Origin of the sequence: Streptomyces sp. NPDC102274, from assembly GCF_044766385.1 — a bacterium.
GTDB lineage: Bacteria > Actinomycetota > Actinomycetes > Streptomycetales > Streptomycetaceae > Streptomyces.
This window is the reverse complement of record NZ_JBIWLW010000020.1, coordinates 65,560-86,114: the sequence shown is the minus strand read 5'-3', so window position 1 is coordinate 86,114 and position 20,555 is coordinate 65,560. Positions and strand designations below refer to the sequence as shown.

Annotated in this window: 21 protein-coding genes; 7 read left to right on the top strand and 14 right to left on the bottom strand. The window is 70.2% G+C overall.

Features of this window, described 5'->3' with window-relative positions:
- Window positions 1-172 precede the first annotated feature (172 nt).
- Entirely contained in the window at window positions 173-1,342 is a 1,170-nt protein-coding gene (gene xylA / locus ACIRQP_RS25285) for a xylose isomerase (RefSeq protein WP_403893409.1), read from the top strand.
- 77 nt (window positions 1,343-1,419) lie between these two features.
- On the opposite strand, the gene ACIRQP_RS25280 is transcribed toward xylA, so the two are convergent.
- The 3 genes from ACIRQP_RS25280 to ACIRQP_RS25270 all read right to left on the bottom strand — a co-directional run bounded on the left by ACIRQP_RS25280 (window position 1,420) and on the right by ACIRQP_RS25270 (window position 3,668).
- Window positions 1,420-2,667, bottom strand: a complete 1,248-nt coding sequence (locus ACIRQP_RS25280) for an ROK family protein (protein ID WP_403893408.1) — start codon at window positions 2,665-2,667, stop codon at window positions 1,420-1,422.
- Between the two features lie 102 nt (window positions 2,668-2,769).
- Complete coding sequence (locus tag ACIRQP_RS25275; protein WP_403893407.1) at window positions 2,770-3,201, bottom strand: hypothetical protein; 432 nt, start codon at window positions 3,199-3,201, stop codon at window positions 2,770-2,772.
- Window positions 3,195-3,668 carry an ATP-binding protein gene (locus ACIRQP_RS25270; RefSeq protein WP_403893406.1) on the bottom strand — a complete coding sequence of 158 codons (474 nt, stop codon included), beginning with the start codon at window positions 3,666-3,668 and terminating at the stop codon, window positions 3,195-3,197. The genes ACIRQP_RS25275 and ACIRQP_RS25270 overlap by 7 nt, the downstream gene beginning before the upstream one ends.
- Window positions 3,669-3,876: 208 nt before the next feature.
- Here ACIRQP_RS25270 and ACIRQP_RS25265 point away from each other — a divergent pair, with 208 nt between their 5' ends.
- The 3 genes from ACIRQP_RS25265 to ACIRQP_RS25255 all read left to right on the top strand — a co-directional run bounded on the left by ACIRQP_RS25265 (window position 3,877) and on the right by ACIRQP_RS25255 (window position 5,883).
- Entirely contained in the window at window positions 3,877-4,740 is an 864-nt protein-coding gene (locus ACIRQP_RS25265; protein ID WP_403893405.1) for a helix-turn-helix domain-containing protein, read from the top strand.
- A complete protein-coding gene (locus ACIRQP_RS25260) occupies window positions 4,741-4,977 on the top strand; it encodes a DUF397 domain-containing protein (protein ID WP_030350290.1) in 237 nt (78 codons plus the stop codon).
- Between the two features lie 105 nt (window positions 4,978-5,082).
- Window positions 5,083-5,883, top strand: a complete 801-nt coding sequence (locus ACIRQP_RS25255; RefSeq protein ID WP_403893404.1) for an SAM-dependent methyltransferase — start codon at window positions 5,083-5,085, stop codon at window positions 5,881-5,883.
- Between the two features lie 76 nt (window positions 5,884-5,959).
- Here ACIRQP_RS25255 and mmsB read toward each other — a convergent pair whose 3' ends face one another.
- The 6 genes from mmsB to ACIRQP_RS25225 all read right to left on the bottom strand — a co-directional run bounded on the left by mmsB (window position 5,960) and on the right by ACIRQP_RS25225 (window position 13,246).
- Window positions 5,960-7,210 carry a multiple monosaccharide ABC transporter permease gene (gene mmsB, locus ACIRQP_RS25250; RefSeq protein WP_403893403.1) on the bottom strand — a complete coding sequence of 417 codons (1,251 nt, stop codon included), beginning with the start codon at window positions 7,208-7,210 and terminating at the stop codon, window positions 5,960-5,962.
- Window positions 7,211-7,215: 5 nt separating this feature from the next.
- Entirely contained in the window at window positions 7,216-8,736 is a 1,521-nt protein-coding gene (gene mmsA / locus ACIRQP_RS25245) for a multiple monosaccharide ABC transporter ATP-binding protein (RefSeq protein WP_403893489.1), read from the bottom strand.
- Window positions 8,737-8,771: 35 nt separating this feature from the next.
- Entirely contained in the window at window positions 8,772-9,878 is a 1,107-nt protein-coding gene (chvE, locus tag ACIRQP_RS25240; RefSeq protein ID WP_403893402.1) for a multiple monosaccharide ABC transporter substrate-binding protein, read from the bottom strand.
- Window positions 9,879-9,939: 61 nt separating this feature from the next.
- Complete coding sequence (locus tag ACIRQP_RS25235; RefSeq protein ID WP_403893401.1) at window positions 9,940-10,941, bottom strand: hypothetical protein; 1,002 nt, start codon at window positions 10,939-10,941, stop codon at window positions 9,940-9,942.
- A gap of 47 nt (window positions 10,942-10,988) precedes the next feature.
- Window positions 10,989-12,011: a zinc-binding dehydrogenase gene (locus ACIRQP_RS25230; RefSeq protein ID WP_403893488.1), complete on the bottom strand. Its 1,023-nt coding sequence runs from the start codon at window positions 12,009-12,011 to the stop codon at window positions 10,989-10,991.
- A 71-nt stretch (window positions 12,012-12,082) separates the two neighbouring features.
- A complete protein-coding gene (locus tag ACIRQP_RS25225) occupies window positions 12,083-13,246 on the bottom strand; it encodes a mandelate racemase/muconate lactonizing enzyme family protein (protein WP_403893400.1) in 1,164 nt (387 codons plus the stop codon).
- A gap of 165 nt (window positions 13,247-13,411) precedes the next feature.
- Here ACIRQP_RS25225 and ACIRQP_RS25220 point away from each other — a divergent pair, with 165 nt between their 5' ends.
- Together ACIRQP_RS25220 and ACIRQP_RS25215 are read left to right on the top strand one after the other, a co-directional pair.
- Entirely contained in the window at window positions 13,412-14,179 is a 768-nt protein-coding gene (locus tag ACIRQP_RS25220) for an IclR family transcriptional regulator (RefSeq protein WP_403893399.1), read from the top strand.
- Window positions 14,180-14,290: 111 nt separating this feature from the next.
- Window positions 14,291-14,734, top strand: coding sequence for a YchJ family protein (locus tag ACIRQP_RS25215; protein ID WP_403893398.1), 444 nt, complete (start codon window positions 14,291-14,293; stop codon window positions 14,732-14,734).
- Window positions 14,735-14,837: 103 nt separating this feature from the next.
- On the opposite strand, the gene ACIRQP_RS25210 is transcribed toward ACIRQP_RS25215, so the two are convergent.
- The 5 genes from ACIRQP_RS25210 to ACIRQP_RS25190 all read right to left on the bottom strand — a co-directional run bounded on the left by ACIRQP_RS25210 (window position 14,838) and on the right by ACIRQP_RS25190 (window position 19,456).
- Entirely contained in the window at window positions 14,838-15,608 is a 771-nt protein-coding gene (locus tag ACIRQP_RS25210) for a class I SAM-dependent methyltransferase (protein WP_403893397.1), read from the bottom strand.
- A complete protein-coding gene (locus tag ACIRQP_RS25205) occupies window positions 15,605-16,237 on the bottom strand; it encodes a DUF2064 domain-containing protein (protein WP_403893396.1) in 633 nt (210 codons plus the stop codon). The genes ACIRQP_RS25210 and ACIRQP_RS25205 overlap by 4 nt, the downstream gene beginning before the upstream one ends.
- Complete coding sequence (locus tag ACIRQP_RS25200) at window positions 16,234-16,977, bottom strand: glycosyltransferase family 2 protein (protein ID WP_403893395.1); 744 nt, start codon at window positions 16,975-16,977, stop codon at window positions 16,234-16,236. The genes ACIRQP_RS25205 and ACIRQP_RS25200 overlap by 4 nt, the downstream gene beginning before the upstream one ends.
- A 172-nt stretch (window positions 16,978-17,149) precedes the next feature.
- Window positions 17,150-18,211: an NAD-dependent epimerase/dehydratase family protein gene (locus ACIRQP_RS25195; protein WP_403893394.1), complete on the bottom strand. Its 1,062-nt coding sequence runs from the start codon at window positions 18,209-18,211 to the stop codon at window positions 17,150-17,152.
- A gap of 174 nt (window positions 18,212-18,385) precedes the next feature.
- Window positions 18,386-19,456: an ATP-dependent DNA ligase gene (locus ACIRQP_RS25190; protein WP_403893393.1), complete on the bottom strand. Its 1,071-nt coding sequence runs from the start codon at window positions 19,454-19,456 to the stop codon at window positions 18,386-18,388.
- A gap of 74 nt (window positions 19,457-19,530) precedes the next feature.
- Here ACIRQP_RS25190 and ligD point away from each other — a divergent pair, with 74 nt between their 5' ends.
- Window positions 19,531-20,544, top strand: coding sequence for a non-homologous end-joining DNA ligase (gene ligD, locus ACIRQP_RS25185; RefSeq protein WP_403893392.1), 1,014 nt, complete (start codon window positions 19,531-19,533; stop codon window positions 20,542-20,544).
- Window positions 20,545-20,555 lie beyond the last annotated feature (11 nt).

Genomic DNA, 20,555 nt, shown 5'->3' with positions numbered 1-20,555 from the left:
AACAAATTACGCGATGGCGTGGCACACCGGAACCGTGCCGACGATCATCATCCTGTGTGCGTGCGCGTGTGGGGTCTTTTGCACACCCCCATCCCCGTGCATTATTAGTCATGTCAGGAAACAAATGAGGTCGGCACGTGCCGGACCTGAGGTATCGAAGGCGGCCAGAGTCATGACGGAACGCTTCACACCCACCCCCGAGGACAAGTTCAGTTTCGGCCTCTGGACGGTGGGCTGGCAGGGCAAGGACCCGTTCGGCGACGAGACCCGCCCGGCGCTGGATCCCGTCGAATCGGTTCACCGACTCGCGGAGCTCGGCTCGTGGGGTGTGACCTTCCACGACGACGACCTCATTCCGTTCGGCTCGACGGAGGCGGAGCGCGAAGCGCACATCAAGCGGTTCACGCAGGCGACCGAAGAGACCGGGATCACGGTCGAGATGGTCACCACCAACCTCTTCACCCACCCCGTTTTCAAGGAGGGTGGCTTCACCGCGAACGACCGCGACATCCGCCGCTACGCCCTGCGCAAGGTGCTGCGCAATGTCGACCTCGCGGCCGAACTGGGCGCCAGGACCTTCGTCGCCTGGGGTGGCCGTGAAGGCGCCGAGTCGGGCGGGGCCAAGGACATACGCCTCGCCCTCGACCGGATGAAGGAGGCCTTCGACCTGCTCGGGGAGTATGTCGTCGAGCAGGGCTACGACCTCAAGTTCGCCGTCGAGCCCAAGCCCAACGAGCCGCGCGGCGACATCCTGCTGCCCACCGTCGGCCATGCCCTGGCGTTCATCGACCGCCTGGAGCGCCCCGAGCTGTTCGGCGTCAACCCCGAGGTCGGCCACGAGCAGATGGCCGGGCTCAACTTCCCGCACGCCATCGCCCAGGCGCTCTGGTCGGGCAAGCTCTTCCACATCGACCTCAACGGCCAGCACGGCACCCGCTACGACCAGGACCTGCGGTTCGGCGCCGGCGACCTGCGTGCCGCCTTCTGGCTGGTCGACCTGTTGGAGAACGCGGGCTGGGAGGGCGCGCGGCACTTCGACTTCAAGCCGCCGCGCACCGAGGACTTCGACGGGGTGTGGGCCTCCGCCGCCGGCTGCATGCGCAACTATCTGATCCTCAAGGAGCGGGCTGCCTCCTTCCGCGCCGACCCCCTCGTCCAGGAGGCACTGCGCGCCTCCCGCGTGGACGAACTCGCGCAGCCCACCGCCCCCGAGGGCGTGACCGCGCTGCTGGCCGACCGCAGCGCCTACGAGGAGTTCGACGTGGATGCCGCCGCCGCGCGCGGCATGGCGTTCGAGCACCTCGACCAGCTCGCCATGGACCACCTCCTCGGCGTCCGCTGACCGTAGGAGCCACGCCACGAACGCACGCGGGACGGGCTTGCGCCGGCCGTCCCGCGTCGCTTCGGCTGTGCCGTACGTCAGCCCGTTCCGCGCGCCTCGCGGTGTACGTACGCCACCGGATCCGCCAGCACCGCCTGGACGACCAGAGCCGCCGCGCCGCGCGCCGCGTCCCCCGCCGAGGAGGACCCGCGCAGCCGCCCGCTGTCGCTCTTCCACAGGCCCGACACCACTCGCGCGGTCAGCTCCCGGTCCGCGGCCGGCGAGAGCCAGGGCATCAGCTCGCGGTAGATCCCGCCGAGGACGACCGCGTCCGGGTCGAAGAGGTTCACCGCACCCGACAGCACCCGGCCCAGCGTCTGCCCGGCCCGCTCCACGGCGGCGACGGCCTGGGGGTCGCCCGCGGCCGCGCGCAGCCCCAGCTCGGCCACGCCCGGCACCCCGGCGTTCTCGTCGATCCCCGCCGCCCGCAGCAGCGCGGACTGACCCGCGTACTGCTCCAGGCACCCCCGGGAGCCACAACGGCACAGCGGCCCCTCCGGATCGACGACCACATGGCCGATCTCCCCGGCGAACCCATGGGCCCCGCGCAGCAGTTCGCCGTTGAGTACCAGCGCGCCGCCGACGCCGATCTCACCGGTCAGATAGAGGAAGGTACGGAGCGGGCCGAGATCGCCGAACCACAGCTCCGCCAGCGCCGCGAGATTGGCCTCGTTCTCCGAACTCACCGGCAGCGGCGGCAGATCGGGCCGCAGCTCGGCCAGCGCGGAGGCGAACAACTCGTCGGAGGGCACCAGGTTCCAGCCGAGATTCGGGGCCTGCCGGACCGTACGGCCCGACACCAGCCCCGGCAGGGCGAGTTGGACCCCGACCGGCAGCAGATCCTGCTCGGCGGCGGACTCCAGGGTATGGGCGGCGATCCTGGCGCAGCGGGCCAGCACATCGACGGGGCGGGAGTCCCGGTTGTCGAGGTGTTCGGTCAGCCGGACCCGGTCGGTGCCGGACAGGTCGACCACACACACCGACACATAGTCGATATTGATCTCGACGCCGATCCCCGCGGGTCCCGTGCGCGTCACCTTCAGCACGGTGCCAGGCCGCCCGGCCTGGCCGCTGAACGTCTTGCCGGACTCGGAGAGGAACCCGCTGTCCAGTAGCTGTTCGACCAGGGACGACACGGCCGCCCGGGTCAGGCCCACCCGTGCCGCGACCCCGGCCCGGGTCGCCTCGCCCTCGTCCCGTACCGCTCGTAGCACAAGGCTCAGATTGTGCCGGCGTACGGTCTCTTTGTCGGCCTTCGGGCCGAGGGAAGTGTGGTTGTTGTTCATCTCACACATGAGCCTATGTGATCGGCCCGCGGTAACGGGACCGGAGTGCGAAGCCGACCGACCGATCAGCCGGTCCCGCTCCGGGAACAGGAGCTGCTCCCTCTAGCTCCGCCGTGCCGGTACCGTCCCCGCCGCGCCGTCGGGCTCCCAGGACGGCGCGGTGCCGGTCAGCTGGCAGACCATGAGGTAGAAGGGGATCGGCGGGGTGTACGGCGTGGGGTCCTCCGGCCAGTGGATCAGCCGGGGGTGCGTCGCGGGCACGCTCGTCCCCGCGACATAGCGGGCCGGCGACGGCCAGGTCAGATCCAGGTCCGAGCCCGCCGGAACGATCCACCACCACCACTCGGCGTCGGCGAAGATGCAGCCCTTCCTCGGTAGCCGCGCCATCAGCCGGAAGCCGTGCCGCGCCGGGATACCCACGGCGTCACACCCCAGCGAGGCGGGCAGGGTCGGGGGGAGCGGCAGCTGTACGTGTTCGGGAGATGACTCGTTGCGCAGGCCGCGCGAAAGGCGATGCAACGTGGTCTTCAGCATGAATGCTCCGCTCCGTGTGACAGTTCCGCCCAGACGACACGTCCGGGCCCATATCCCGATGTGTCGTGGGCTCCCCAGGCGCTGCATATGGAATCGACGAGAAACAGTCCGCGGCCGCTCTCGCCCTCGCTCTCGCCTTCCTCGGTGCGGTGCAGCTGCGGCCCCGTCGGCCCGTACCCCTGGTCCTCCACCGCTATCCGCAGCTTTCCCCTGGTCTGCCGTATCTCGCAGACGACATGGTCGCCCGCGGCGTGCACCACCGCGTTGGTGACCAGCTCCGACACCACGAGCGCCGCGGTCTCGCGGGTCTCCTCGTCCGCATCCCAGGTGGCGAGACGGTCGCGGGTCAGCTGTCTCGCGCGACAGACGGACTCGGCGTGAGCCGGCAATTGGAACCCGTAACGACGGACAACGTTGCCAGGGCACAGGGCTGTGAGCTGTGGGGTGAGCGCGTTACCAGGTGCCACGACCGATTCCTAACGGTGGGGGAGCGGCGTTCGCGCCCAAGACCTCTCCCGTGGCAGAGCGCGACGACCGCGTGAACTGGTTCACCGATCCACTCTCCACCCGCCGAGGACACTTGGCAAGTAGCACTCTGAATTTTTCAGAGTGCCGTGTTCTTCGTGGAAGAGACATGGCAGACTGCTATCAACCGTGCGTGGGGAGGACCCAAAAGTGAGTGAGCCGCGGTCCGCCCCGACCGTGGGACAGGTCGTACTGGGCAGACGCCTGCAGGATCTGCGCGAGCGTGCAGGGCTGAAACGCGAGGAGGCCGCCAAGCTCCTCCGCGTGGCCCCGGCGACGATACGCCGGATGGAGACGGCCGAGGTCGCGCTCAAGATCCCCTATGTACAGGTGCTGCTCAGGGCCTATGGGATCCCCGAGGACGAGGCCGACGCGTTTGTCGAACTCACCGAGGAAGCCAATAAGCCCGGCTGGTGGCAGCGGTTCCACGACATCCTGCCGGACTGGTTCAGCATGTATGTCAGCCTGGAGGGGTCCGCCGCGCTGCTCAGGGCGTACGAACCGCACTTCGTACCCGGGCTGCTCCAGACCGAGGGCTACGCGCGCGCCGTCATGAACGCCGGCGCCGTGGGGCAGGCGCGGCCGGAGGACATCGAGCGCCACGTGGCGCTCCGGATGGAACGCCAGTCTCTCCTGACCCGCGTGGACGCGCCCAAATTCTGGGTGATCATGGATGAGACGGTGCTGCGCCGCCCGGTGGGCGACAGCCCGGAGATCATGCGGGAACAGATCGACCGGCTGCTCGAAGCCACCGCCCAGTCCAATGTGACCCTGCAGATCGCGGAATTCTCGACCGGACACCACCCCGGTACCTACGGGCCGTTCGTGATCTTCCGTTTCGCGGTACCGGAGCTGCCGGACATGGTCTACAGCGAGTACCTCACCGGTGCCGTTTATCTCGATGCTCGTCCCGAAGTGGCCACCCACCTGGAGGTCATGGACCGGATGGCGGCCCAGGCCGCAACTGCACAACGCACGAAGGAGATCCTCAGGGATGTCCGCAAGGAGCTGTGAATGGATCCCATATACAACGGCATGCCCGCCGCCGACCTCGGCGCCGAAGGCTGGCACAAGCCGTGGAGTGGTGGCAACGGCGGCAACTGCATCGAGGCCATGAAGCTGGCCGACGGCAGAGTCGCCGTGCGCCAGTCCGCCGACCCTGACGGCCCCGCACTGATCTACACCACCAATGAGATCGCCGCCTTCATCCAAGGTGCCAAGTCGGGCCAGGCGGACTTCCTGCTCACCTGATCCCCTCAGCCGAACATGCTCAGTCGAACCCGCTCAACCCCTGTTTTCTCCGCATCTCCGCATCTCCACTCATCGACTCATTGACCTGAGACTCATGGAGCGCACATGACCGGGCATGACCCGATCGACACCACCAAGCCGCATCCGGCCCGGGTGTACGACTGGTTCCTCGGCGGCAAGGACAATTACCCGGTGGACGAGGAGATGGCGAAGCAGCTTCTCGCACTGGACGCCAGGGGTCCCGAAATGGCCCGGGTCAACCGGGCGTTCATGCACCGCGCCACCCGCTGGCTCGGCACCGAAGGCGGGGTGCGCCAGTTCCTCGACATCGGTACGGGTATCCCCACCGAGCCCAATCTCCACCAGATAGCCCAGGAGGTCGCACCCGACTCCCGGATCGTCTACACCGACAACGACCCGATCGTCCTCCGGCACGCCGAGGCGCTGCTGCGCAGCACCCCGGAGGGCGTCACCGAGTACGTCCAGGCCGATGTCCGCGAGCCGGGGAGCATCATCGAGGCCGCCGGCAAGATCCTGGACCTCACCCGGCCGGTCGCGCTCTCCCTCGTCGCGCTGCTCCACTTCGTCGCGGACGAGGACGGCGCGTACGAGCTGGTGCGCCGGCTGCTCGAACCGCTGCCGTCCGGCAGCTATCTCGTCATCTCCCACGCCACGGGCGATTTCGACAGGGAGAGTTCGGACCAGGCCCGTGCGCTGTACCGGCAGCGCGGTCTGACCCTGGCCCTCCGTTCGCGGGACGAGTTCGCCGCGTTCTTCACCGGGCTCGACCTGGTCGAGCCCGGGGTCTCGCTGGCCGCCGACTGGCGTCCCGGGCTGGGTGAGGTCGTGCCGGTCCCCGGCAATGAGCCGATCCCGGGGTACGCGGCAGTGGCACGCAAGCTGTAACCGGTAACGGGGGCGCGGCGTCGCAGCACTATTCAGGTGTGCTGCGACGCCGCGCGCAAGTCGTGACCGGTGACTCTCAGGCGCCCACTCGGCGTTTGTTCCAGACGTCGAAGCCGACCGCCGCGAGCAACACCAGGCCCTTGATGACCTGTTGATAGTCCGTGCCGATGCCCACGAGCGACATGCCGTTGTTGAGCACACCGAGCACCAGCCCGCCGATGATCGCGCCGAAGACCGTGCCGACGCCGCCGCTCATCGACGCGCCGCCGATGAACGCGGCCGCGATGGCCTCCAGTTCGAAGTTGATCCCGGCCTGGGGCACACCCGCGTTGAGCCGGGCCGCGTAGACGATTCCGGCCAGCGCCGCGAGTACGCCCATGTTCACGAAGACGAGGAACGTGACGCGTTTGTCCTTGACCCCGGACAGCTTCGCCGCGGCCTGATTGCCGCCGAGCGCGTACACATGACGGCCGACGACGGCGTTGCGCATGACGTAGCCGAAGCCGATCAGCAGCGCCGCGAGCAGCAGCAGGACGACCGGCACCCCGCGGTAGCTGGCCAGGGTCATCGTGAAGGCGAGTACGGCGGCGGCGAGCGCCACGCACTTGACGAGGAAGAGATTGCGGGGGAGCACCTCCAGGTCGTACGCCCGCTGCCGGCGCCGGTCCCTGAACTCCTGGAACAGCGCGAACGCCAGGAGCGCCAGCCCCATCAGCAGTGTCAGATTGTGGTAGTTGGTGGCCGGGCCGATCTCGGGGAGATAGCCGGTCGAGATCTTCTGGAAACCCTCGGGGAACGGGCCGAGCGAGCGCGACCCCAGGAAGATCTGCGTACCGCCGCGGAACAGCAGCATCCCGGCGAGCGTGACGATGAACGACGGAATGCCGACATACGCGATCCAGAATCCCTGCCAGGCCCCGGCGACCGCCCCGATGAGCAGCCCGAGGACCAGCGCGAGCACCCACGGGATGTCGTGCTCGACCATCATCACCGCGCAGGCGGCGGAGACGAAGGCGGCCAGCGAGCCCACCGAGAGATCGATATGGCCCGCGATGATGACGATCATCATGCCGATGGCGAGGACCAGGATGTAGCTGTTCTGCAGCACCAGATTGGTGACGTTGTTCGGCTTGAGGAGGACGCCATCGGTCCAGATCTCGAACAGGACGACGATCAGGCCGAGGGCGATCAGCATGCCGTACTGCCGCATATTGCGGCGCGCGGCGTCCAGCAGGAGCGCCCCCGTACCGCTCCGCCCGGACGGGGGCGACGGTGGCGATTCCTTCGGTGTGTCGCCCTTCGGCGCATCGGTGGTGACCGGACCCATGTCGACTACCTCGTGTTCTTGGTCATGTGACGCATCAGGACTTCCTGGGTCGCTTCCGCCCGCGGGATCTCACCGGTGAGCCGGCCGGCCGCCATCGTGTAAACGCGGTCGCACATACCGAGCAGTTCGGGGAGTTCGGAGGAGATGAAGATGACGGCCTTGCCCTCGGCGGCGAGCCGGTCGATGACGGTGTAGATCTCGTACTTCGCGCCGACATCGATACCGCGGGTGGGCTCGTCGAGGATCAGCACATCGGGTCCCGCGAAGATCCACTTGCTGAGGACGACCTTCTGCTGATTGCCGCCCGACAGCCTGCCGACCTGTTCGAAGACCGTCGGCGCCTTGATGTTCATGCTCGCGCGGTACGACTCGGCGACCCGCGTCTCCTCGTGCTCGTCGACCACGCCGCGCCTGGCGACCCTCGACAGGGCGCTCAGGGTGATGTTCCGGCCGATGGTGTCGATGAGATTGAGCCCGTACTGCTTGCGGTCCTCGGTGACATACGCGATGCCGTGCGCGACGGCCTCCGGCACCGTCCGCGTACTGATCTCCCGGCCCTCCTTGAGCACGGTCCCGCTGATGTTCCGGCCGTACGAGCGGCCGAAGACGCTCATCGCCAGTTCGGTGCGGCCCGCGCCCATCAGCCCGGCGATCCCGACGATCTCGCCCCTGCGGACCCGGACCGAGACTCCGTCGACGACCTTGCGCTGCTGGTCGATCGGGTGGTGCACCGTCCAGTCGCGCACCTCCAGCGCGGGGTGGGCGCCCGGATCGCCCTCGTAGGGGGTGCGTTCGGGGAAACGGTGGTCCAGATCGCGGCCGACCATGCCCCGGATGATCCGGTCCTCGGTGGTCGACTCGGCCTTCACATCGAGGGTCTCGATGGTCCGGCCGTCCCGCAGGATCGTGACGGAGTCGGCCACCTCGGCTATCTCGTTCAGCTTGTGCGAGATGATGATCGAGGTGATGCCCTGCTCCTTCAACTCCTTTATCAGCCGCAGGAGCTGGGCGCTGTCGCCATCGTTGAGCGCGGCGGTCGGCTCGTCCAGGATCAGCAGCTTCACCCTCTTGGCGAGTGCCTTCGCGATCTCCACGAGCTGCTGCTTGCCGACCCCGATATCGGCGACCCGGGTCTGCGGACGCTCGTCCAGACCCACCCGCTTGAGCAGCGAAGCCGCGTGTCTGAGGGTGTCGTTCCAGCTGATGAAGCCACGGGTGGCGTGCTCGTTGCCGAGGAAGATGTTCTCCGCGATCGACAAGTAGGGGATCAGGGCGAGCTCCTGATGGATTATCACAATCCCCTGGGCCTCACTGGCCCTGATGTCCCGGAAGGCGCAGGGAGAGCCCTCGAAGAGGATCTCGCCCTCGTAACTGCCGTGCGGATGTACTCCGCTGAGCACCTTCATGAGCGTCGACTTGCCCGCACCGTTCTCCCCGCAGACGGCGTGCACCTCTCCCTGGGCGACCGTGAGGCTGACATCGGCGAGCGCCCTGACCCCCGGGAAGGTCTTCACGATGGAGCGCATCTCCAGGACCGGAGCCGTCCCGTCGGTGTGACTGGTCACGTCAGGTCACTCGCCTTGATGTAGCCGGAATCGACCAGCTCCGCACGGTAGTTGGACTTGTCGACGCTGACCGGGTCCAGCAGATAGGCCGGGACGACCTTCACCTCGTTGTCGTAGGTCTTCTCGTCATTGACCTCCGGCTTCTTGTCGTTGAGCACGGCGTCCGCCATCTGCACGGCCTGCTTGGCGAGCGCGCGGGTGTCCTTGTAGACCGTCTGCGTCTGCTGGCCCGCGATGATCGACTTGACCGAGGCGACCTCCGCGTCCTGCCCGGTGACCAGCGGGTACGGCTGGGCGGCTGTGCCGTAGCCGTCGGACTTGAGCGCCGACAGGATGCCGATGGAGATGCCGTCGTACGGCGAGAGCACCGCGTCCACCCGCTGCGAGCCGTACGACCCGGTCAGCAGGTCGTCCATCCGCGTCTGCGCGGTGCCGCCGTCCCAGCGCAACGTGGTGACCTGGTCCAGCTTGGTCTGGCCGCTCCGTACGACGAGCTGCTTCTTGTCGATGAACGGCTTGAGGGTCTTCCACGCGCCGTCGAAGAAGTAGCGGGTGTTGTTGTCGTCCGGCGATCCGGCGAACAACTCGATATTGAACGGGCCCTCCTTGCTGCCGTCCTTCAGGCCCAGCTTGTCGATGAGATACGTGGCCTGGAGGACGCCGACCTTCTCGTTGTCGAAGGACGCGTAGTAGTCGACGTTCTCCGTGCCGAGGATCAGCCGGTCGTACGAGATCACCTTGATGTTCTGGTCGGCCGCCTGCTGGAGGACATCGCTGAGGGCCCGGCCGTCGATGGCCGCGACCACCAGGACGTCCACCCCCTTGGTGATCATGTTCTCGATCTGGGCTACCTGTTGGGCAACGTTGTCCTCGCCGTACTGGAGGTTGGTCTTGTAGCCCAGCTTCTCGAACTGGGCGACCATGTTCGCGCCGTCGGCTATCCAGCGCTCGGATGATTTGGTCGGCATCGCGATACCGACGGTGGAGCCCCCGCTGTCCTTCGTGTCGTCCTTGCTGCCGCCCTCACTGCTCTGCCCGCAGGCGGCGAGTGAGAGGACCAGCGATACGGCGGTGACGGCGAGTGCGGCTCGGCGAGTGCGCATGGGTGCATCAGTCCTTGTCTGCGTTCATGGCTGGGCTGGGCTGGGCTGGGCTGGTGTAGGGCTATGGCTGGTCTGGGGCTATGGCTGGTCTGGGGTCTGGGGTCAGAGGGAAGCGGCTGAGCGGACCGGGCAGTCGGGAGCCGAGCGGCGACATCCCGCCGTCGGCGCCGTGCCGGATGAGGAGATCGAGGACGAGCCGCCCGCGGCGGACCCGTTCACGGGCGCTGCTGAGGGCGGTTTCCCGCAACTGGGCGCCGTACGGATAGATTCCGGGCGACTTCGACAGCCCGAACTTGAGATAGAGCGGGGCGCCGCGCCGGATCAGCTCCGCCGTCTCGTACATCCGCACGTAGCCGCCGAGATCGTCCGGCGCTTCGATGTAGAGGTCCATCGGCGCGCGGCTCGTCCGGCGGATCTCGCTGAAATGCGCGAGCGCCAGATCCGAGGGGATATTGATCGAGTCGGCGCCCAGCTGCTCGAACACCGCGTACGAGGCCGGGTTGACCGGGCCGATCAGCGCCGACACCTTGAAGGTGGTGTCGGCGGGCAGCACGCCCCGGGCGCGCAGCCGGTGCAGGGTCCACAGCACGCCCTCGTCCGCGACGAGCAGACACTTCACCCCGAGCCCGGTCGCGCGCAGGGCGTCCTCGACACAGCCGGCCAGGGCGTCATGGCCCCGGGCGCGTAGTCCCGCGCCGCCGGAGTCCGTACGGGTCGAGCCGCCGGTGTCCCACGTCCCGCGCGGCCCGGTGAACAGGCACAGCTCGATGTCGCGGGCCGCGCAGGCGTCGGCCATCTCGGTGATATCGGCGTCGGAGAGCATCCAGACGCCGCTGCCCTGGCTGACGCGGTGGATGGGCACATCGAGACGGGCGGACTCCTTCAGGACCTCGGCCAGGCTCTCGGGGCCCTCGACCGAGGGGATCTCGGTACGCCAGCGGCCACCGTCGGGGAAGGTGTGCGGGGAGGCGTCCGCGGGGCGGGGTTCGGGTGCGGCCAGTCCGAGCGTGGCGAGCGCCTGTGCGCCGGGTCGGCGAGGAGCGGGGGCTGATACGTCGGTCACGGACGAGTCCTCCGGTTCAGTGGTGCGTGATGTCGTGCGGATCCGGGTCAGGGGCGCAGCAGTACCTTCCCGGTGCCGGGAGCGCCGCCGCCGACCAGGGATACGGCCTCGCCGTACCGCTCCAGCGGGAATTCGTGGGTGATCAGCGGAGCCGGGGCCAGCAGCCCGGCGGTGAACGCCCGTACGGCGAAGGCCCAGGCGGCGGACGGCGCGCCGAACACCGCCCGTACCGTCAGCTGATTGAGCGTCAGCAGCACGGGGTCGATCCCGGTCGCGCCGGGGGCGAACATCCCGGTGAGCACCACCCGGCCGCCGCGCCGGGCCAGCAGACAGGACGAGGCTGCCGTGGACGGTGCCCCGGCGGTCTCCGCCACCAGGTCGTACCGGCCGTGCAGTTCCTTCGCGTCCTCGGGGGTCCCGGTCAGCGTCGCGCCGAACTCCCGTGCCAGCAGGGTCCGTTCGGTCCGCGGGTCGATCACCGCCAGCTCGGCGGGGGAGGAGGCGGCGAGCAGCTGCACGGCGAGCTGCCCGAGCGTGCCCGCGCCCACCACCGCGATCCGCTCACCGGGCTCCGGGCGGCCGGCCCGCACCGCCGCGGCCACCACGGCGGCCGGTTCCAGCAGGGCGGCGGCCCGCAGATCCGCGTCATCGGCGAGCGGATGCAACAGCCGTGCGGGCACCACGACATGGTCGGCGAACGCGCCGGGAACGGTGAAGCCCGTCTCGTCGTAGCCGCTGGTGCACAGCGAGGTCTCACCGGTCCGGCAGCGCGCGCAGGTCCCGCAGTACCGGAAGCCCTCGGCGACCGTCGCGCGGCCGGTCAGCCGCGCGTCGACACCCTCGCCCACCGCGTCGACCGTCCCCGACCATTCATGACCGGGCGTCACCGGATAGCGCACATAGGCCGCGTCGCGATGGCCGTCGTACACCTCGCGGTCGCTCATACAGATCCCGGCGGCGACGACCCGTACCCGCACCTCGCCGGGCCCGGGGACGGGCACGGGACCGCTCACCAGCCGGTGGACGCCGGGCCGGTCGACGATGATCGCGCGGCCGGTCGTGCCGTCCATGCCCACTCCGTCCACACCCGTGCCGTCCACCGTTGGGCCGTCCGTCGTCGTGCCGTCCGCCGTCGGGCCGGTCACCGCGGCGCCTTCGGGTCGCGCTTCTCCCAGCCCTCGGCCCACAGGTCGAACCGCGCGTGCTGCTGCGGGAATTCGGCCGCCGCCGCCACATCGAACTCGACCCCGAGGCCCGGCGCGTGCGACACCTCGAAACACCCTGTCCCGGGATCGATCTCCGGAGCGCCGGTGACGACCTTCTTGATCTCCGCGTCCGCGAAGTCATTGAAGTGCTCAAGAATCTTGAAGTTCGGTGTACAGGCGGCCAGTTGAAGGCTCGCGGCGGTCAGCACCGAGCCGCCGACATTGTGCGGTGCGATCAGTGTGTAGTGTGTTTCGGCGGTCGCGGCCAGCTTCCGGGTCTCCAGGATGCCGCCGATGTGCCCCACGTCCGGCTGGATGATGTCGGCGGCCTGCGACTCGAACAGCTCACGGAACTCGACCCGGTCATGGATCCGTTCACCGGTCGCGATCGGCAGTTCGACCTTCTCCGCGACCTTGCTCAGCGCCTTGAGATTCTCCGGCGGCACCGGCTCCTCCAGCCAGGCCGGGGCGTACGGCGCCATCTCACGCGCCAGCCGTACGGCGGTCGACGGGCTGAACCGCCCGTGCATCTCCAGCATCAGCTCCGCGTCGGGCCCGATCGCGTCCCGTACCGCCTCGATCAGCGCCACCGCCTCGTTCGACGCCGCCCGGTCCAACTCGAAGTGGCCGGTGCCGAACGGGTCGATCTTCAGCGCCCGGTAGCCGCGCGCGATCACCGCCTCGGCCGCCTTGTGGTACGCCTCCGGGGTCCGTTCCGTGGTGTACCAGCCGTTGGCGTACGCCTTGACCCGGTCGGTGACCTTGCCGCCGAGCAACTGCCAGACCGGCACGCCCAGCGCCTTGCCCTTGATGTCCCAGCAAGCCATCTCGACGACCGCGATGCCCGACATCACGATCTCGCCGGCCCGCCCGTAATCGCCGTACTTCATCCGCCGTACGAGATCCTCGACGGCGAACGGGTCCGAGCCCTGGATGTGGTTGGCCTCGGCCTCGCGCAGATAGCCGAGCAGCGCGTCCGTCCTGCCGAGCATCCGGGTCTCGCCGACCCCGGTGAGCCCTTCGTCCGTATGAACGAGGACATACGTGAGGTTACGCCAGGGCGTACCGACCACGTGTGTGCTGATTCCCGTGATGCGCACGGCAGTTGCCCCTCGTCTGTTCGGTATTTCGTCGCCCGTTCGAAATCGTGGCGTGACGGTATTCAGGCACTCCGAGGGGTGTCAATGGGTTGCGCGACGGTTAGCCTGTGTTCGTCATTCCGGCCGATGGCCGAAGTACCGAACACGAAGGGTGGGTGAGCGGTCGTGGGACGGCTGGTCCCCGCGGTGACGCGGGCCCTGGACATACTCGAACTGTTCCTGGACGGCGACGGCACGCTCACCGCGCCCGATGTCATCAGGAGACTCCAACTGCCGCGCACCACCGTGCACGAACTGCTCACCACGCTCGCGGCCCGCTCGTATCTGGCGGCCGTCCCGGGGCAGCCCGGCCGCTACCGGCTCGGCGTGCGCTCCTACCAACTCGGCAGCAGATACGCGGAACAGCTCGATATCGCCGCCGAGGGCGGGCATGTCGCCCGCGAGATCGCCGAGACGTGCGACGAGACCGTACATGTCGCGATCCTGGAGGAGACCGACGTCATCTACATCGCGAAGGTGGACTCCACGCACGCGGTCAGGATGGTCTCGGCGGCCGGCCGCCGGCTGCCCGCCCACTGCACCTCGGTCGGCAAGATGCTGCTCGCCTCACTGCCCGCCGGCGAGTTGGAGAACCGTATCGCCGGGCATGAGTTCACCGCGATGACGCCCGCCAGCATCACCGATCCGGAGGTGTTGCGGGCGGAGCTGGCGGGGATCAGGGAACGCGGCGTCGCCGTCGAGCACCGCGAGTCCAACCCCGATGTGAGCTGTGTGGCGGCGCCGGTACGCGACAGCGCGGGCCGGGTCGTCGCGGCCCTGTCCATCTCCGTGCCGATGATCCGGTGGAGCGGCGCTCGCGAGAAGGAGCTCGCCCAGCTCGCGGTGAAAGGAGCGGGCGCGCTCTCGGCGCGGCTCGGTCACCGGGGGCAGTGACGAGCCGGCGGTGACCGAGGAGGGTGAAGGCGCACTCGGGATCGGACGCATGGGGGGCGCGGGTGGATCGTGCGGTGGGACGCGGGTGGATCGTGCGGCGAGAATAGGCACATGGCCCGACGCCCCGCTCGCCCCAGCCGCCCCGCCCGACCCAGCGGATCCAGCCGGTCCGCCGTCACCGCCGACTCGCCCTGCCCCTGCGGACGGGCCGCCACGTACGGCGCGTGCTGCGGACGGTTCCACACCGGTCCCGCCACCGCACCCACCGCCGAGCTGCTGATGCGCTCCCGCTACACCGCCTTCGCCGTCCTCGACGCGGCCTACCTGCTGCGCTCCTGGGACCCGGCGACCCGCCCGCCGACCCTCGAACTCGACCCCGCGACGCGGTGGACCGGCCTGGAGATCCTGGACGTCACCGACGGCAGCCCGTTCCACACCACGGGCACGGTCACCTTCCGGGCCCGTTTCACCCGGCGGGGCGAACCGGGTGTCCAGGAGGAGCACAGCCGGTTCGCGCGCCACGACGGCGCCTGGGTGTACGTAGGTCACATCTGAGCGGTGCCCGCGTCCTCACCTGAGCGGCGTACCCGGTTGGCGCGTCATGCGGCCCGGCCGATGCGGAGCCCGCGCGACCTGCCGTACGAGCGGGTGGGCGGGATCAGTCCGGACGTTCCAGCGTGACGAAGCGGCGGCCCGCCGCCGTCCACTGCTCGGACGCGGCCCAGCCCGTGGCGCGGGCGTGCCGTATGAGCGCGCGGGTGCCGACCCGGGCCCAGGAGAACGCCTCGCCCGGGGCGCCGTTGCCATTGTCGACCCGTACCCGGACGCGCTCGTCCAGCTCGGCGTCCATCCCGGCCGCGGCCGTCTCGACGATCAGCGAACCCGCCGTGCCGACCACCCTCGTGAGCCGGGAGAGCAGCGCCAACGGGTCTCCGCCGATACCGATGTTGCCGTCCATGAGCAGCGCGGTGTGCCAGCCGCCCTCGCGCGGCAGCGGATCGAACACCGACCGCACCAGCGCGCTGCCGCCCGCGCGCACGGCGTGCGCCACGGCCGCCGGGCTGATGTCGATGCCCAAGGAGGGGCGGCCCCGGGACGCCAGTGCCGCCACGAGCCTGCCGGGGCCGCAGCCGATGTCGAGCACGGTGCCCCGGCAGCGCTCAAGCACCGTGAGATCGGCGCTGTCGGGCTCCGCGCACCAGCGCTCCACCTCCAGTGGCAGCAGCCAGCCGTCGGCGCGCCGCAGGAAGAGCGGGCCGCGGCCGGTACGCAGCGCGTCGGTGTACGGGTCCGCCTGCCAGGGAGCCGTACGGCGCTGCCGCAGGGCGCCCGCGGCGGGCGACCGGGGCGGGGCCGGGGCATGGGCCTGGGCATGGGCCTGGGCGTGGGCCGGGGTGTGGGCCTGGGCGGTGGTCCTGGCGGTGGTCATCGCACCCCGGTCCCGGCGAGCCGGCCGAAGGCCGCGGCGAACCGGCTGTCCGGTGCCTCGGCCGCCACCAGCGTGGCGTCCCGCGCGGTGTCGACATCGCGCAACGGCGGCAGATCCCGTACGGCGAGCCCCGCGTCCAGCAGCCGCGCACGCTGTACGGCCCCGGTCTCGGGCACCGACATCGGTACGCCCAGCAGCAGCGCGGGGTCCGGCGCGGCGAGGCCCAGCGCCCAGAACCCGCCGTCCGGAGCGGGCCCGAACCACGCGTCACAGCCCTGCCACGCGTCGGGCGCGAGCGCGGGGGCCAGCAGCTCCGGGGTGAGCTGCGGGGTGTCCATCCCGACGAGCACGGCGGGCCCCGTACAGAGTCCGAAGGCGGCGGCCAGTCGCTCGTCCAGCCCGCCGCCCGACTGCGATATGACCTCGATCCCGGCCGGCAGCCAGCTTCCCGGGACACCGTCCAGGACGAGCAACCGCCGGCGTACGGGCGCGGCCAGGACCGCCGCGAGCGTGTCGCACAGCGCCGCCTCGGCGAGCTGGGCGGCCTCCTCCGGCCGGAAGGGGGGCGTGAGCCGCGTCTTGACGCGCCCGGCCACGGGCGCCTTCGCCAGCACAAGGAGCGTGGTCATCGGACACCCGCCCGGCTCGTCCCGCCCCGCTCGGCGCGCGATCCGTCCGTCGCCTTCCCTGCCGGTGGCTCCGCCAGCACTCCGCGCATGTCGTGCACCGCCTGCCAGGTGCCGCGCCAGGTGCCGGTCACCTTCGACCTGCCGGTGCGCGGCAGATACGGCACGTCACGTTCCACCACCCGCCAGCCCGCGTCGGCCGCTCGTACGACCATCTGGAGCGGGTAGCCGCTGCGGCGGTCCGTAAGACCGAGTCCGAGGAGCGCCTCGCGGCGCGCCGCGCGCAGGGGGCCGAGATCCCGCAGCCGCAGACCGGTTCTGCGGCGCAGCATCCGGGCCAGCGCCAGATTCCCGGCCCGCGCGTGGGCCGGCCAGGCTCCGCGCGCCCGCGGCCGACGGCGGCCCAGCACCAGATCGGCCCGGCCCGCGGCGATCTCCGCCACGAAAGCGGGCAGCAGCCCGGGGTCGAGCGAGGCGTCGCAGTCGCAGAAGCAGACGAATTCCGCCTCGGCCGCGAGCAGTCCGGCGTGACAGGCGGCCCCGAACCCGCGCCGCGGCTCGTGCACCACCGTCGCGCCGAGCCCGGCGGCGATCTCCGCCGAGCCGTCGGCCGAGCCGTTGTCGACGACGATCGCGCGCCAGCCGTCCGGCATGTGCTCAAGCACCCAGGGCAGGGCGAGGGCCTCGTCAAGACAGGGGAGTACGACGTCAACCGTCGTGGGTTCGGAGGGGGTCACGTCCATCACCGTATGAATTCGGGAGCCGACAAAAGGGATGTGAGGCCTTACGAAACACGGACATGCACGGGGCGGCGACCGGCCCCGGGCCGTTCGGGTCACAGCACACGGCGCCGCACCGGGGCAGCCGGGACCGGCCCGGGTCGCCGTACCGCTCCGGGCCCTACGTACGCGGTGGTCAGAGAACCGCGGCCGCCCGCTGACCCGCCGCGGCGAACTCCGCCATGCCCTCGGCGAACCCGACCGACGGCCGCCAGCCGAGCTCCGCCCTGAGCCGCGCCGACGACGCCGTGATGTGCCGGACGTCGCCGAGCCGGTGCTCCCCGGTGACCACCGGTTCGGGGCCGCCGTGCGCCGCCGCCAGCGCCCCGGCCATCTCGCCGACCGTGTGCGGCTCTCCGCTGCCGGTGTTGAACGCGCTCAGCACACCGGGCTCCCGGATCCGTACGGCACTCAGCGCCAGCGCGTTCGCCGACGCCACATCCCGTACATGGACGAAGTCCCGCCGCTGCCGCCCGTCCTCGAAGACCCGCGGCGCCTCGCCCCGGGCGAGCGAGGAGCGGAAGAACGAGGCGACCCCCGCGTACGGGGTGTCGCGCGGCATCCCCGGCCCGTACACGTTGTGGTAGCGCAGCGAGACTGCCCGGCCGCCGGTGGCCCGCGCCCAGGCCGCCGCCAGATGCTCCTGGGCCAGCTTCGTCGCCGCGTACACATTGCGCGGATCGGTGGCCGCGTCCTCGCCGATCAGCCCCGGCGTCAACTCCGCGCCACAGGACGGGCAGCCGGGTTCGAAGCGCCCGGCGTCCAGGTCCGCCACGGTCCGCGGGCCCGGTGCGACCCGGCCGTGCCGGGGGCAGTCGTAGCGGCCCTCGCCGTAGACGACCATCGACCCGGCGAGCACCAGATCCCGCACACCGGCCTCCGCCATGGCCGCGAGCAGTACGGACGTGCCCAGATCGTTGCAGCTCACATAGTCGGGTGCGTCCGCGAAGTCCTTGCCGAGCCCGACCATCGCGGCCTGGTGGCACACCACCTCCACACCGCGCAGGGCGCGGGCGAGGTCGGTCCGGTCCCGTACGTCGGCGTGGATCCACTCCGCCTCCCGGGGACGCGGCGGTGGGACGGGGTGCGCCGAGGGCAGCAGAGCGTCCAGGACGACGGGCCGATGGCCGAGAGAGCCGAGAGAGGTGACGATGTGCGAGCCGATGAAGCCCGCGCCTCCGGTGACGAGTACACGCATGACGGGGACGCTATGCGGCGCCCGGCCGCCGCGCGCGGCCACGCGCCGGGGCGTCACAGGTCCGTAAGATCGCGGGCCCCGTGTGGCTCCGCAGGACAGGGCCCAGGACAGAGCCCAGGACAAGGCCCAGGACAAGGCCCAGGACAAGGCCCAGGACAAGGCCCAGGACAAGGCCTACGCTCCGGGCGCCCGGAGCACCTCTGCCAGGTCGTACCGCACGGGCTCCTCCAACTGCGCGTACGTACAGCTCGCGGGCGTACGGTCGGGCCGCCAGCGGCGGAACTGCGCGGTGTGCCGGAACCGGTCGCCCTCCATATGGTCGTACGCGACCTCGCACACCCGCTCCGGCCGCAGCGGAAGCCAGGACAGATCCTTCGTACCGGACCAGCGGCTCGGCGCGCCCGGCAGCCGGGCGCTCTCGTGCGCGGACTCCTCCGCCCACGCGGCCCAGGGATGGCCCTCCGCCGACTCCATACGCAGCGGCGCCAGTTCCTCGATCAGCTCCGCCCGGCGCTTCATCGGGAACGCGGCGCACACCCCGACATGCTGGAGCGCGCCCGCGGCGTCGTACAGCCCCAGGAGCAGCGAGCCCACCACGGGACCGCTCTTGTGGTGGCGGTATCCGGCGACGACCACATCCGCCGTCCGCTCATGCTTGATCTTGTACATGGACCGGGTGTCGGGCCGGTACGGCAGATCCGGGGGTTTGGCGATCACCCCGTCAAGACCTGCGCCCTCGTACCGTTCGAACCACTCCTGGGCCACCTCGATATCGCTCGTGGCGGGCGCCAGATACACCGGGGGGTGCAGCACCGCGAAGGCGGCCTCCAGCGCCTCCCTGCGCCGCGCCTGGGCGATGGTGAGCAGTGACGAGTCCCCGAGGGCCAGCAGGTCGAAGATCACGAAGCTCGCCGGGGTGCGCTCGGCGAGCAGGTCCACCCGGGACCTCGCCGGATGGATGCGCTCGGTCAGCTGGTCGAAGTCCAGCCGGTCCCCATGGACGATCACGATCTCGCCGTCCACCACACAGCGTCCGGGCAGCTCGGCGCGCAGGGCCGTGACCAGCTCCGGGAAGTACCGGGTCAGCGGCTTGCCGGTCCTGCTGCCGATCACCACCTCGTCGCCGTCGCGGTGGACGATCGCCCGGAAGCCGTCCCACTTGGCCTCGTACTGCATCCCGGGCGGGATACGCGCCACGGACTTGGCGAGCATGGGTTTCACGGGAGGCATCACCGGCAGATCCATGCCCCGATTGTGCTCGGGAACAGCGGCCTCCGCCCGATATGCGCTCCGCGCGGGCCCGGCCTACCGTGGCGCACATGGGTGCAGCGGTGGAGCTGGAAGCGGACGGCAGGGCCGTACGGCTGTCCAGCCCGGACAAGATCTACTTTCCCGAGCGCGGTTTCACCAAGCTGGATGTCGCGCGCTACTTCCTCGCCGTCGGGCCGGGCATCCTGCGCGCCCTGCGCGACCGGCCCACCACCCTGGAGCGCTTCCCCGAAGGCGTCGACGGCGAGTCCTTCTTCCAGAAGCGCGCCCCCAAGAACCTGCCCGACTGGATCCCCACCGCCCGTATCGACTTCCCCAGCGGCCGGTCGGCCGACGAGATCTGCCCGACGGAGGTCGGCGCCGTCCTCTGGGCGGCGAACCTCGGCTGTCTCACCTTCCACCCCTGGCCGGTGCGCAAGGGCCGCACCGACCACCCCGACGAGCTGCGCATCGACCTCGACCCGCAGCCCGGCACGGACTTCAAGGACGCGGTCTCGGCCGCCCACGAACTCCACGCGTTCCTGGAGGAACAAGGGCTGCGCGGCTGGCCCAAGACCTCCGGAGGACGCGGCCTCCATGTGTTCGTACCGATCGAGTCGCGCTGGACCTTCACCGAGGTACGCCGGTGCGCCATCACCGTCGGTCATGAACTGGAGCGGCGGATGCCGGGCCGGGTGACCACCGCCTGGTGGAAAGAGGAGCGCGGCCGGCGGATCTTCGTCGACTACAACCAGACCGCCCGCGACCGCACCATCGCGTCCGCCTACTCCGTACGCCCCAAGCCGCACGCCCCGGTCTCCGCGCCGCTGCGCTGGGCCGAGCTGGACGAGGTCGCCCCGCAGGACTTCGATCTGGCGACGATGCCGGTGCGCTTCACCGAAGTGGGCGATCTGCACGCCGAGATGGCCGACCGGCCGCACAGCCTGGAAGGGCTGCTGGAGCTGGCCGACCGGTACGAACGGGACCACGGCCTCGGGGACATGCCGTACCCGCCGGACTACCCGAAGATGCCGGGGGAGCCGAAACGGGTCCAGCCGAGCCGGGCCAGGAAAGAGGGGCAGTAAGCGGATGTGCC